This is a genomic window from Litorilituus lipolyticus, assembly GCF_006439335.1.
GTDB classification, from domain to species: domain Bacteria; phylum Pseudomonadota; class Gammaproteobacteria; order Enterobacterales; family Alteromonadaceae; genus Colwellia; species Colwellia lipolytica.
Genome location: NZ_SAWY01000013.1, coordinates 1 through 13819 on the forward strand (window position 1 = coordinate 1; position 13819 = coordinate 13819).

The window sequence follows — 13819 nt, forward strand, 5'->3', positions numbered from 1 at the left end:
AAATTGGCGGAGTGGACGGGACTCGAACCCGCGACCCCCGGCGTGACAGGCCGGTATTCTAACCAACTGAACTACCACTCCGCGATCTTGCTCTGTATTCAACAACATGTCGTTGAATGCGGCGAGATAATACGGTTATGAGACGTCGCAGTCAACCACTTTTTTCATAAAAATGTCTGTCTGGCCATTTGATGTGCAAAATGATGGATTTACAAACATATTTTCACCAAATTTATCTCAATTTTGATTTAAATTGAATTCTTAAACTTTATTTGGCACGTTTCTTCTTCATGAATCGAAAACCAAAAAATATAGATATTGCCAAAATAATAATTACAACATTACCCAAAATAATAATTAACAGGTTTTGCTCTGCTTGCGCCTGTTTTTCTTCCAGCGCTTTTTCTTGAGCTAATAGTTCCTGCTCTTTAGCAGCTTGTTGTTGTTCAAATGAAAGTGAAACATTGTTATCACCATTTGACTGGCTTAAATCAGGTACTAAAGCATTTATTTCATCAGGTTTAACGTTAAATGTATGCTCAGGTATTACTAATCTAAACTCGCGCCTGTCAGTTGTTTTACCAAAAGCACTAATATTTATCCTATATAAACCAGGTTCTGTAAATTCAATCTCTTTTTGCCTCGTAACACCCGTACCTTCCATTATAGAAAATGGTTCAACTTGTCTATCTGGGAATGTTACTTTGCCCTGAAAAACTAAACTTTCAGGGTCAACATGTTTGTTATCTATAGTTAACTGCAAAACATGTGGCTTTTCTTCATGTGTTGACTGCTCAACAGTGACCTGAACAGGTGTATGTAAAAGCATAATCGGGGTTTGACGAAGCTCACGTGTTGCCATTGGCAATTTTACTAAATAAACAGGTTGCCATTCACCAGCAGCAAAATCTAAAACAAACTCGCCAGTAAATGTACTGTCATTGGCATACTCATCTAAGCCTCGACCATCATCTCTGAAGGAAGTAACTTTAATTGCGTCAGCCCCAAAGTTATCGTAACTCGAATTATTTGTACTATAGAAATTTACATCCAAATTAACAACTGCTTTAAAGTTTGGGCTATCAATAGCCTTTTCACCATTAAAGAGGCTACCTTGCACTTTAAGCGTTTCGCCCGAGAACACAATATTGGGTAATGGTTCAACTTTTATAGTTACATCTGAAACCACTAATATTTGGCTATTTGGTAATATATCACCTATAGCTTGCCAAGGCCCTGGCATAGGTTTCTTTATTTTGATCATGTCAAATGTACGATCATCAAACCATTGTACCTTTTCACTATCAAAGCTGTTAACTCTAAGTTTACTGCCATCAGGTCGTACTAAAATAATAGGGACACTACCTTTTTTACGATAGAAAATTAATGTGATTTCTTCTAATTCGCTATCAATTCGAAACCTATTATCAAAATACGGTATCTGGTTTGTCTTGTTATCACTCTGGAAAAACTCAACCGTCGACTTATCTAACATTCCTTTGTCTTTAGTAGATTGTGCCGCAAGTATTGAAGTGCAATACCAAGTACACAGGCATATAAAAACTGTTTTTGTGGTATTTACTATTGAATTATTGCGTTTTTTCAATATTTCCAAAGTGGTTCCCCGCCCTTTTCTTTTATTATATTTAATCTCTCTTCATGCGCTTTCTCTTCATCGGCAGATGCAGTGATAATCTTTAATTTATTCCTGCTACTAGATAGCCTTCTGATAGCGTCTGCATCACTATTCTCATCACTTCCCGCTGATAAATTAAATGCAGACTGCTTTCGCGTCATCTCAATATAGACAAAGGCGAGTAATTGAGCATCAATCAAAGCGCCATGATAAGTACGATCTACAAGTTTATCTACACGATAGAATTTGGCTAAATAATCTAACGTTTTCGGTGAACCAAATTCATCTTTTGAGACATGTAATGTATCGGTGATGGTACATATATCATTGGTCATAGGCACTTTATCTTGGGGGCGACTAATTGAATTAAACAAGGCAAATTCATGATCCATAAAACCAACATCGAACTTTGCATTATGGATGACTAACTCAGCCCCCCGAATAAAATCAATAAACTCATGAACGACTTGAGAGAAGTTAGGTTTATCTTCTAAAAAGTCATTGGTTAACCCATGAACATCAATTACTTCTTGCTCCATCACAAGAGTTTGACCTTTAGCATCAAGAGGCTTGATATAAGCATGGTAGTTACGACCTGTTAACTGCCTATTAACCATTTCAACGCAACCAATCTCAATAATACGGTGGCCTTCCCTTGGGTTGATACCAGTAGTTTCTGTATCTAATATGATTAAGCGTTCTTCTTGAACTGGTGCTGAGGTGTCAGGATTATTCACAAAGTTACCTTTTTATTATTAAACGTTTATTTTTCTGGGAGTGTCTCAGGAAACTCTCTTAAGTTGATGTTAATTCTATCACTGCTATAGCATAGTATAATAAGAAAAATAACTACTCCCCCCTGTATAGCAAGCCATAAAGGAGAAAAAAGCTGCCATTGAAAGTAACCCAACAAGTTAATTAGGTAATCAAACAACAGTGCTATAATCAATATCACACGACTATAAGGCCAAATAGATATTACCCACTGAGGCGCATTAGGGCGTCTTAAACTTAAAATTAAAACAACAAATAGTCCCATTAAACCTGAAAGCAAACTTAAAAAGAATAAGCTTTGTTCAGGGTACAGCCATTGAATAATGCCAACTCTATCTCGCATATTCGTTACTGACATTACCCAAACAACATATCCTCGCAGTATATAAATTAATACTAGATAAACTCGAATAGATATTTTTAAACAATCAAATTTGTCAAAATCATTTACTGAATAATTTTTATATTCTTTAGACAACTAATTTACCCTACTTTTCTGCAAGCTTTTCTCTTTCTTCGTGCAATATTTTCTGGCCTATAGTGATTGCTCTAACCGCTTTAGAGTTAAATTCTCGACTATACAGTGTATATACCACCCACAAACTCATCCCGACAAGCAGCAGTGGATGAAAAAACCAACACATCGCAGCTAATGCGAAATAATAAGATCTTAAGCCGTAATTATAAGAATGAGCTGCTTGATCTTGCACAACCGCCATTTGCAAAGCATAAGCTTTAAGGTTGTCGTTTCCACCGGATAAATCTACTGGTAACGCACCAACCATGACATTTAAAAAGCCATATTGTCGCATTGACCAAGTAAATTGGAAAAAAGATAAAGCAAAAATGAACACCAATAAAGCGAGTTTTACTTGAATAACTATATGTGAAACAGAATTAGCAAATGGAAATGAGGCAATAACACTAGCTAAAGTGTCAATTTTAGCAAATAAGGTAAATAAACCAGCCAAAATTAATAACGTACTCGAAGCAAAAAAAGCTATATTTCGCTCTAAATTTGCTAACAGTGCTGCTTCACCTACTCGAATGTCTTTAGTTATCACTTCATACATCCAATGAATACGATGCTGATGTAATGATCTTGCTATACAGTCTGTTGTTTTTGCTTTCTTTTTAGCAAAAACCGTATAACCGAACCAAGATAGTAGAAAAACTAACATACCGATAAAATCGAGTAAGGTAAATGGCATGAAATCTATCACCTAAAAATGAAAAAAATACAGAGTAACAATGATATCTTGTTAGCTATATTAAACAAGCATTAAACGCTTATCTTATTATTCATGCAGATTATCGTGTTTGCTTTGACATCGCTATCATTAAACAACAACATCATCATCTCTCTTTTTGTACAAAATATATTTTTGTCTATACTTGCTTGAAAATAGTTGGGGCCATAAAGTTGTCTATTAGTAAATATGTTGTTTTTTTTACTTTTTCCTTATTAGTTCATTCACTGAGCTATGCTTCACAATCTTTGAATACAAATAAAAACTTTAGTATTCCAAAAACTCAAGGCGATATTTCAATTGATGCAAAGCTTGATGAACCACAATGGCAACAAGCTAAACACATAAACATCAATATTGTTACAAGGCCTTATGACAACACTCCCAGCCCGATTAGTACTGAAGCTTTATTAATGGAAGATGGTACAACTTTTTATATAGCATTTATCGCAAAAGATCCTGATCCGAGCCAAATTAGAGCCTTTTTAAAGGATAGAGATAGAGCTTGGGGCAATGATCTTGTCGGTATTAAAATAGATACATATAACGAACAACGTAGTGCCTATCGATTCATGGTCAATCCACTTGGTGTACAAATTGACGGTATTGAAAATGAAGTCACTAATAGTGAAAGTGATTCTTGGGATGGAATTTGGCACAGCGCAGGAGAAATTAACGAGCAAGGTTATATTGTTGAAATGGCCTTACCATTAAGAATGCTAAATTTTAATGACAAATTAAAAGAGCAAACTTGGGGTATCGAACTTGTAAGGTTTTATCCAAGAAATCAAAACCTTAGAATTTCAAACATACAGCTTGTACGCGGTAACAACTGCGAAATATGTCAACTTGCCAAAGTGACTGGTTTTAAAGAGGCAAAACAAGGTAGTAATTTGATGATTACGCCATCTTTAGTTGCCAGTAGCTCTGAAACTATCAATGAAGACGATGAAAACTTATGGGATAAAGATAACGATGTTGAAGCCAGTTTAGATTTACGCTGGGGAATAACGCCAGATATTCTGTTAAACGCCACCATAAACCCTGATTTTTCCACGGTTGAAAGTGATAATGCTCGTTTGAATATTAATAATAACTTCGCCTTGTTTAATGAAGAAAAACGACCTTTCTTCTTAGATAATGCTGACTACTTTGATTCAAATTACAACTTAGTTTATACCCGTAATATCAATGCACCAAACTACGGCGGTAAATTAACAGGTCGACATAATAAACACTCTTTTGGTGTCTTTTTTACCGACGATACTTCAACCAATATATTAATCCCGGGTAATAGAAAGTCTTCAATTGCAACAATAGATGATGAATCACAAGCGAGTGCTTTTCGATATCAAAACAACTATAACGAAAAAATTACGATAGGCTGGATAAGTACTTTAAGGACTGCTCAAGATTATAAAAACCTAGTTAACGGTATAGATGGTAGAGTGCGATTTAACGATGAAGATGTCGCAAAATTTCAATTTTTGCAATCAGACACTGAGTACCCTGACGACTTATATCAACAGTTTTGCGATATTGATGATCAAAATGACTGTGAACCACCTGCTGAAGAAAATGACTGTGACCTATATGGCTGTGTTTATAATGAAAGTGCCTTAAGGACGCTTCAAACTGATAGCTTTAAAGGTCATGCATATAGAATAAGCTATGAACACACTGACAGTGCTTGGCATTACTTTGCCAAATACAATGAACAAAATGAAGGCTTTCGAGGCGACCTTGGCTTCATCTCTAGAGTTGACTTCAATAAATTTGTAACAGGTGCACAAAGAAGGTGGTATGCCGACGATAACTCGTGGTGGAACGATGTTTCTGTATATTCCGATTGGGATATCAGTCACAACGATAATGGTGAGTTACTTGAAAAAGAATTTGATATAAATGCCCAATTAAGGGCTAAATATGAATCTTACTTTAGACTATCCTATACCGATAGAAAACAAGTGGGTAGCCGCAAAGACAAAAGTGATTTAGCCATAACTGGGAACACCGATTTATTTAATGAAAAACAATGGTCATTTTTTAGTGAAGTCAAACCTATTTTGGGTCTGTACTTAAATATGAATATCTCAGGTGGAGATGCAATAGATTATCGAAATAATCGTTTAGGTGAAAGACAGCAGTTAAGTACGAAAGTAAGCTGGAATATTAATCGTCATTTAGAAGTAAAATTAAAGCAAACTTATCGAAGCCTTGACGCAAAAAATTCTCAGGGTATCAATGATAATGTTTTTATCGCCCGTTTAACTGATTTTAGAGCAACTTACCAATTTAACGTCATGAGCTTCCTACGTTTTAGCTTAATTTATAATAATACCCACAGAAACCCTGATAATTACTTATATATCGATCCTGATGATATAACCGCACGTAGCAAAGATTTATCTAGTGAGTTGCTATATGCCTATAAAATCAACCCTCAAACCGTTTTTTACTTAGGGTATTCATCACATCATGGTACCGAAGAAGATTTTAGTAACTTAGAAAAGGATACTCACCGCGGTTTTCTTAAATTCAGCTATGCGTGGATTAAATAACCACCAATAAATAACCCAAAAATGTAAAGTAAATATTGTGTTAACAGCATAAACTTGTACAATCCGTTTATTAGTTAGCTTGTTATAAGCTATTAAAAACAATAATAATTTATGGATAAAATATGCAAAAGCTTAGCTGTTCTAGCTTTATTCTTCTTATCAGTATCATAACTAGCTCTGAAGTATGCGCCAGCTCTAAGGCTTCAGAGCTTACTGTTAAAGTACCGGCTGCAAGTCAAAGCCAAAACTTAACCATTCCTTATCAACAAAACACGATAAACATTGACGGTGATTTGTCAGATGATATGTGGCAAAACGCTTTATCTGTCTCTTTAGATATTGTTAATAGCCCATGGGATAACTTACCCTCTCCCATCAAAACTACAGCTAAAATCATTGAGAATGGTAAATATATCTATATAGCATTTATTGCTAACGACCCTGATCCTAAAAAAATTCAAGGTTTTTTAGGTGATCGAGATACAAAATGGTTTGATGATATCGTTGGTATCAAGTTAGATCCTCATAATAACAGGCGACTAAATTACGAGTTTTTTGTTAACCCTTTTGGTGTACAAAATGATGCCATATTTAATGAAATAACTGGTGAAGCCAATGACTTATGGGATGGTATTTGGTACTCCTACGGAAAAATAACCGAACATGGTTATCAAGTTGAAATGGCAATTCCCTACAGTATTTTAAACTTTGAAGAAAACAATGAAGAAAAAAAATGGGCTATTGAACTGGTAAGAAGCTACCCAAGAGAAACTCGCCTAAGAATTTCTCATGTTCCATTAGATAGAAATAATCCATGCTGGTTATGCCAATACCCAGAAGCGGTGGGCTTTAAAAATGCTAAAACGGGGACAAATTTACGATTAACCCCTGCAGTAACTGCAAGTAGTGCTCAAAGCAAAGATATTTACAATCCTCAAAGTAATTGGGACAAGGATAATGATATTGAGGCAGGTATTGATTTACGTTGGGGGATTGATGCAAATACTTCCCTTAACGCAACGATAAATCCTGATTTTTCAACGGTAGAAGCTGATGCTGGACAACTTAGCGTTAATAAAACATTCTCATTATTTTATAATGAAAAACGAGCATTTTTCCTAGATAACACTGATTACTTTAAATCAAACTACGACCTAGTTTATACAAGAAATATTGCTGACCCCGATTACGGCGCAAAATTGACAGGACGCTCAGATGAACATAGTTATGGCATGTTTATAACCAATGACACTGAAACAAACTTTGTTATGCCGGGGAACCTTAGTGCCAACATTGCATCTCTTTCGCAAGAAAGCCACTCAAGTGCCCTTCGCTATCGCTATGATCATAATGACAATTTATCTGTTGGTGCCATTTCAACCTTAAGAAAATCTGACGATTACCATAATTATTTAGCAGGTCTTGATGGCAAGTATCGAATTAACAATTCGAATTGGTTTCGCGCACAACTGCTTAGTTCACAAACTCAATATCCAGAAGATCTCGATAGTAACTTTTGTGGGGAAGATTTATCTTCATGTCCCTTTGCTGAACAAGCTCTTAGAAGTCAACAAGAAGATGAGTTTACCGATCAAGCAATAAAATTAGACTTTAATCACGACTCTGAATACTGGCTTGCTCATGTTGGCCATGAAAATATTGGTGAAGATTTTCGTGCTGATCTAGGTTACATGACAAAAGTAGATTTGCAAAAAAGCCAAGCAAGTATAGGGCGACGATTTTATTCTGAGCAAGGCAGTTTATGGCAAGAAGCCAAACTTTCTGGCCGTTGGCATATTATTGAAAACGAAAATAGTGAATTCATTGAACGGTACTTAAGCACAAATTTTGAAATTGATGGACCAAAACAACTCTATACTGATATACGTTTAAGTCATGCTGAAAAAGTTGGGCTGAGGCATGATAATACTGTATTGACCATTGATGGAAACACCAATCAATTTACAGAAAACCAAATAAACGTCTATGTAAAAGCTAGACCACACCCTCGTTTTTATATGAGTGTTGATATGACTTTGGGTGATAAAATTGACTATTACAATGATCGTTTAGGTGATTTACAGGAGCTTTCAACCAACCTGACTTGGAATGTCACTAATCATTTAGAAATAGATATAACACATACATTGAGTCAGTTAGAAGCAGACAATCATAACCCTAAGTTTGATGATAACGTTTACACAGCTAACTTAACGGATGTTCGTATCTCATATCAATTTGATGTAAGGAGCTATTTAAAATTAAGCTTGGTATATACTGATATAGATAGAAATAAATATAACAACCCAAAAATCAATGTTTCAGAAAAAAGCAATAATTTATCAAGCCAATTAATTTATGCTTATAAAGTAAATCCTCAGACGGTCTTTTTCTTAGGTTATTCCGATAATAGTTACCAAGATGATTATTTAAATGATTTAGAGCGGGAAGAACGAACATTTTTCACTAAACTCAGTTATTCATGGATGCCATAATGCATTAATGAAACACCTTAAAAGCGATATAGAAAGGGGGATGCAGAAATGAAATTATGCAAAGTTTTTATAACATCAATATTGGCAATAGTGATGTTGTCAAACTGTTCAGCAAACCAAAGCGAAAAGAGTCCCCCTATTGAACATCAAAAAGCCTTGATCGGCCAATGGCAAGTTATCACCATTAAAAATCAAAATGTTATTGCACAACACTCGGCAACATTAATGTTTGCTGATGACAATACATTAATGGGAACGACAGGCTGCAATAACTTTCGAACCAGTTTTACTCAAGAAAATTCGAAACTCACCATTACAATGGCTGCCACAACACGAAAAATGTGTCCCGGTAAATTAATGGCTCAAGAAAGTAGTTTTTTACAAGAATTACCAAATATTGCTCACTTCAAATTAAATGAGCATCAGTTAACGTTATTCAACAGGGAAGGAAACACGGTTATCACTGCTAAAAAAATATACTTATAATAGCAGTGTAAAATCAGGCAAACATTATTCTCACATGCTGAAAGTTTGCCTTTTCGCGTATCAATAACAACAGTCGAAGAAATTTTATTATGAATAGCTTGGCGATTAGGGTTCCAATATTTGCAATAAGCCCTAAAAGAGCTGTTCAATTCCCGCTCCATAGCTACAAACTATCCCAAAGCGATAACTGTGTTCCATCTAACTGAAGTACCTTTATACCAAAGATTTTTTTCCTAAGGTTTGTCCATTTGCTAACGCTGTAATTAATTTATTAACAAATATTAACCGCATCTCATCGGTTTTATATTAGGGATATACTAGTTCTACAGCTCACTATTCCTTTTTGCTATATAAGTTATAACAAAATATCACTTCTTTTTTTATAATAACTAGCTAATCTTATCCTGTTAATAAAAATAATCCATAGGATTTATATATGTCTACAATATTTAAAGATAACTCTACCTCAATTGGTAACACACCTTTAGTAAAGTTAAACCGCGTTATTAATAGTGAAAATAGCGATGGCAACCAAAGTGCAACAGTATATGCAAAGGTCGAAGCAAGAAACCCTAGCTTTAGTGTTAAGTGCCGTATCGGTGCAAGTATGGTTTGGGATGCTGAAGAAAAAGGCTTACTAGGTCAAGGCAAAGAAATCATAGAGCCAACTAGTGGTAACACAGGCATTGCTTTAGCATTTGTAGCTGCGGCACGAGGCTATGGCATAACTTTGACAATGCCTAATACGATGAGCTTAGAGCGTCGTAAGCTGTTAACGGCTTTAGGAGCTAAAGTTGAGCTAACTGATGGCGCCAAAGGTATGAATGGTGCTATTGCTCGAGCCAAAGAAATACAAGCATCTAACCCAGATAAATATGTTTTATTAGGTCAATTTGATAACCCAGCAAACCCTAAAATACATGAAGAAACAACAGGTCCTGAAATCTGGCGTGATACGGATGGAAATGTTGATATTTTTGTTGCTGGTGTGGGGACTGGCGGTACGTTAACAGGTACTAGTCGTTATATAAAATTAACTGAAGGTAAAGCAATAACTACTGTTGCTGTTGAACCTACTGATTCACCAGTTATAAGCCAAGCTTTAGCAGGTGAAGAATTGCAGCCTGGCCCTCATAAAATCCAAGGTATTGGTGCTGGTTTTATTCCAGGTAACCTAGATCTTGAAATGGTTGATGCCGTAGAAACAGTATCTAACGATGAAGCAATGAATATGGCGCACCGTTTAATGAAAGAAGAAGGTATCTTGGCAGGTATTTCTTCTGGTGCAGCAGTAGTTGCGGCAAAGCGTCTTGCTGAAAAACCTGAAAACCAAGGTAAAAATATTGTCGTTATCTTACCAAGCTCTGCTGAACGTTATCTATCTAGCCCTCTATTTGCTGAGAGCTTCTCTGATAAAGAATTAGTCCAATAATTCATGTATCAGCATATTAAAGGCACTTCACAGTGCCTTTTTTTATGCCTAATCATCTTGCATGTAAATATGCTTTAAATAAAATAAGCAGCAAAAGTACTTCCCGTGCCTACGTTTTCTACGTTAATATGTTTAAATTGCGTTTAATATACAAAAGATTGAAACATGATGAAGTTTAGATACTTAATTGCCCTTTTAGTACTTGCCCTAACAGGCTGCTTTGAAGATAAAAATGAAATAACTGAAGTTGATAACCCAGAACATGTTGGCGTAGCATTCTTTCAAGCGCTTTATAATGAAAAAAATGTAAAAAAAGCGGCTAAAGTCTGCTCACCAAAACTTGCAAAACTGGTATTGCATTACCAAACACCTCAAGCTGTAGCTCGCCATTTATTTAACTTGTCTTATGATAAAGTGGATGTAAAAGCAGATGATAGTGGGGTGAAACTACGCGAACAATTTAAAGGTTCAGCATCGATTACCTTTTATTTTGATGGTTACTATCAGGATAATCGCATTAAAAATGTTAAAAGACTTTCTTTTGTTCAAATTGATGGTGAATGGTATTTAGATAAAATTCTAAAAGACCCATTCTAGTATTCCACGCTTACCATTAAAATTAAAGAAAGAACTATTATGTTAAAAGCTGGCACATACCAACACTTCAAAGGAAATCTTTACCAAGTTTTACACCTTGCACGCCATAGTGAAACAGAGGAATACTTGGTTGTTTACCACCCTCAAGCAAATCCTACTGATATTTGGGTAAGGCCTTTGAGCATGTTCGATGAAACAATCACAAGAGAAGGTAAAACATTTAAACGTTTCACATTTATTGAATAACGCTCGCCTTCATGAGCGCTACACAAATTAACCTATTGAAAAAAACGAATGCTCTTGCCAAGGTATTTGTTTGTGCTGAATTGACGTAACTTCTGCTTGCTCTGGTCCATGTGAGAGCCAATCAAGCATCTCGTCAATTTTACCTTGTTCACCACAAAGTAATACTTCTACGTCACCATCAGCCAAATTACGAGCATAACCGCTTAAGCCATAATCTATCGCTTTTTGTTGGCTAGAAGCTCTAAAATATACACCTTGTACACGCCCTGAAATATGAGCAATATAGCTTACGTTCATAAATAATCTCTTATCCTAATCTTTGGAGTTGTTTTTATCGTTTGCACCCAGTTGCCTCATTGACTAAAATCGGCACAAACCCCCTCACAAGACAGAGTAAATTCTGTCAATAACTATAAGTATAGACCTATGTCCTCAAGAATTTATTTAAATGTTGGTCGAGAAAAATCATTACTAAGAAAACACCCATGGGTTTTCTCTAAAGCAGTGAGCAAGATTAAAGGCAAACCGATGCTCGGAGAAACTGTTGATATCTTTGATAATAAAGGTAAATGGCTCGCTAAAGGAGCATACTCACCTGAGTCTCAAATTAGAGTTAGAATATGGAGTTTTGAAGAGAAACAAGAAATAGACCGTGATTTTTTTTACAATAAATTACAAAATGCTCAACAACGACGTGATTGGTTTATCGCGCAGGGGCAGCTCTCTGGCTATAGACTAATTGCCGGTGAATCAGATGGTCTCCCCGGTATAACTATTGATAAATATGATGACTTTATTGTTTGCCAGTTATTAAGTGCAGGTGCAGACTTTCATCGATATACCATTGTGGATTGTTTAAAGCAGCTATTCCCTGGCTGTCATATATACGAACGCTCAGACGTTGATGTTCGTAAAAAAGAAGGTTTAGAGCCTGTAACTGGATGGTTAACAGAGCCACAAGAATCAACGGAATGCATAATTGAAGAGCATGGAATTAAAATACATGTTGATGTCGCTACAGGCCACAAAACAGGCTTTTATCTAGATCAAAGGGATTCAAGATTAGCTGCTGGAAAATTTGCAAAAGGCAAAGATATATTAAATTGCTTCTCATATACCTCAACATTTTCATTACACTGCGCAGCGAATGATGCTCTGTCTGTCACAAACGTTGATGTTTCTCAAGCTGCTTTAGACATGGGTAAGCGTAACTTAGCGCTAAACAACCTAGAAGGTAAAAATGTTAGTTTTGTTAAAGAAGATGTTTTCAAATTATTGCGTCGTTATAGAGATGAAAAGCAAAAATTTGACATGATTATTTTAGATCCTCCTAAGTTTGTTGAGTCAAAAGCACAGCTAACCGGCGCATGCCGTGGCTATAAAGACATTAATATGCTCGCTATGCAATTATTAAACCCCAATGGTTTGTTATTAACGTTCTCCTGCTCTGGTTTGATGGATGCGAGTTTATTCCAAAAAGTTGTTGCTGATGCAGCATTAGATGCGAAAAGAAATGTTTATTTTGTAGAACGACTGCAACAAGCAGCAGACCACCCTATTTCATCAAATTATCCAGAAGGCTACTATTTGAAAGGTTTAGTTTGCCAAGTTGAATAACGAGGCAAAGTTTAACCCGATAAGATAAAAAAGGTAAAGCTGAAAAGCTTTACCTTTTAATTTAAACCTTAGTTCTTGTGTTTCTAACTGCTTTTATTGATTAGCAAGTTCGCTTATTCCTTAATGTTGAATTAGCTATGATCAATAACATTAGCCACCATGCAAAACTACCACTACTTGATTTCTCAGGTGTCGTTTCTTTTGCAATCGTTGAGTTAGCGACAATGGCTATTCCGCCAGGATCAACAATTACACCATTAGCAATCCCATCATTATCATTAACACCACCATCTTCTATAAACAGTCTCAAGCATAAGTGACCTACATTAAGCCCTGCTTGATACATTTCATTATGAGGAGCGGGACAAACACCATTAATTGTTTCACTTGTTGCAATGGTATTCTTACTATCTTCTTTAAAATCGTTCCAACCACTGGTGTGAGTATATTTACGATATACGGCATGTTCAGCTATAGCTTGAGCTAAAGGAAAAACAATGTAAGCAGATTTACCAAACGGTTGAATATCGTGTATTTCAAAATCAAAATAGTTACCTTGATGTACAAGACTATCTTGATTTATCCGCCCAGTTTTATCTATCTCAAGTTGAGATAACGCCAATCCATCAGAGCGTTGTTACTGAAAACCCAAGATATTATTTCGTAATTAGTTACATTTTAAATTTTTCATTTTAACCAAGGTAGATTATCTTAAATTGAAGTTA

Annotated in this window: 13 protein-coding genes and 1 tRNA gene; 7 read left to right on the forward strand and 7 right to left on the reverse strand. The window is 35.7% G+C overall.

Annotated features, from left to right (window positions below; translation table 11 throughout):
* Positions 1 to 4: 4 nt before the first annotated feature.
* From EPA86_RS06545 to EPA86_RS06565, 5 genes are all read right to left on the reverse strand, one after another.
* A tRNA-Asp gene (locus EPA86_RS06545) sits at positions 5 to 81 on the reverse strand.
* Positions 82 to 268: 187 nt separating this feature from the next.
* The gene (locus EPA86_RS06550; RefSeq protein ID WP_246058290.1) at positions 269 to 1615 is read right to left on the reverse strand and encodes a TIGR03503 family protein; all 1347 of its coding nucleotides are present in this window, start codon (positions 1613 to 1615) and stop codon (positions 269 to 271) included.
* The gene (gene dnaQ / locus EPA86_RS06555) at positions 1603 to 2373 is read right to left on the reverse strand and encodes a DNA polymerase III subunit epsilon (RefSeq protein WP_140602630.1); all 771 of its coding nucleotides are present in this window, start codon (positions 2371 to 2373) and stop codon (positions 1603 to 1605) included. The genes EPA86_RS06550 and dnaQ overlap by 13 nt, the downstream gene beginning before the upstream one ends.
* Before the next feature lie 26 nt (positions 2374 to 2399).
* Entirely contained in the window at positions 2400 to 2888 is a 489-nt protein-coding gene (locus EPA86_RS06560) for a DUF2919 family protein (protein WP_140602631.1), read from the reverse strand.
* A gap of 10 nt (positions 2889 to 2898) precedes the next feature.
* Positions 2899 to 3621, reverse strand: coding sequence for a DUF599 domain-containing protein (locus tag EPA86_RS06565; RefSeq protein WP_140602632.1), 723 nt, complete (start codon positions 3619 to 3621; stop codon positions 2899 to 2901).
* A 212-nt stretch (positions 3622 to 3833) separates the two neighbouring features.
* On the opposite strand from EPA86_RS06565, the gene EPA86_RS06570 reads away from it, so the two are divergent.
* From EPA86_RS06570 to EPA86_RS06595, 6 genes are all read left to right on the forward strand, one after another.
* Positions 3834 to 6221 (forward strand): carbohydrate binding family 9 domain-containing protein, encoded by a 2388-nt coding sequence (locus EPA86_RS06570; protein WP_170309586.1) that lies wholly within the window; start codon positions 3834 to 3836, stop codon positions 6219 to 6221.
* A gap of 122 nt (positions 6222 to 6343) precedes the next feature.
* Positions 6344 to 8716 (forward strand): carbohydrate binding family 9 domain-containing protein, encoded by a 2373-nt coding sequence (locus EPA86_RS06575; RefSeq protein ID WP_140602634.1) that lies wholly within the window; start codon positions 6344 to 6346, stop codon positions 8714 to 8716.
* A gap of 48 nt (positions 8717 to 8764) precedes the next feature.
* On the forward strand, positions 8765 to 9202 hold the full coding sequence (locus EPA86_RS06580; protein ID WP_140602635.1) for an META domain-containing protein: 438 nt from the start codon (positions 8765 to 8767) through the stop codon (positions 9200 to 9202).
* A 436-nt stretch (positions 9203 to 9638) separates the two neighbouring features.
* Positions 9639 to 10634, forward strand: coding sequence for a cysteine synthase A (gene cysK, locus EPA86_RS06585; RefSeq protein WP_140602636.1), 996 nt, complete (start codon positions 9639 to 9641; stop codon positions 10632 to 10634).
* A 165-nt stretch (positions 10635 to 10799) separates the two neighbouring features.
* Entirely contained in the window at positions 10800 to 11231 is a 432-nt protein-coding gene (locus EPA86_RS06590; RefSeq protein ID WP_140602637.1) for a hypothetical protein, read from the forward strand.
* Between the two features lie 39 nt (positions 11232 to 11270).
* Positions 11271 to 11477, forward strand: a complete 207-nt coding sequence (locus tag EPA86_RS06595; protein ID WP_140602638.1) for a DUF1653 domain-containing protein — start codon at positions 11271 to 11273, stop codon at positions 11475 to 11477.
* A gap of 27 nt (positions 11478 to 11504) precedes the next feature.
* Here EPA86_RS06595 and EPA86_RS06600 read toward each other — a convergent pair whose 3' ends face one another.
* Positions 11505 to 11774: an acylphosphatase gene (locus EPA86_RS06600; RefSeq protein ID WP_140602639.1), complete on the reverse strand. Its 270-nt coding sequence runs from the start codon at positions 11772 to 11774 to the stop codon at positions 11505 to 11507.
* A 129-nt stretch (positions 11775 to 11903) separates the two neighbouring features.
* On the opposite strand from EPA86_RS06600, the gene EPA86_RS06605 reads away from it, so the two are divergent.
* Positions 11904 to 13094: a class I SAM-dependent methyltransferase gene (locus EPA86_RS06605; protein WP_140602640.1), complete on the forward strand. Its 1191-nt coding sequence runs from the start codon at positions 11904 to 11906 to the stop codon at positions 13092 to 13094.
* A gap of 100 nt (positions 13095 to 13194) precedes the next feature.
* On the opposite strand, the gene EPA86_RS06610 is transcribed toward EPA86_RS06605, so the two are convergent.
* Positions 13195 to 13716 carry a choice-of-anchor U domain-containing protein gene (locus EPA86_RS06610; protein WP_140602641.1) on the reverse strand — a complete coding sequence of 174 codons (522 nt, stop codon included), beginning with the start codon at positions 13714 to 13716 and terminating at the stop codon, positions 13195 to 13197.
* Positions 13717 to 13819 lie beyond the last annotated feature (103 nt).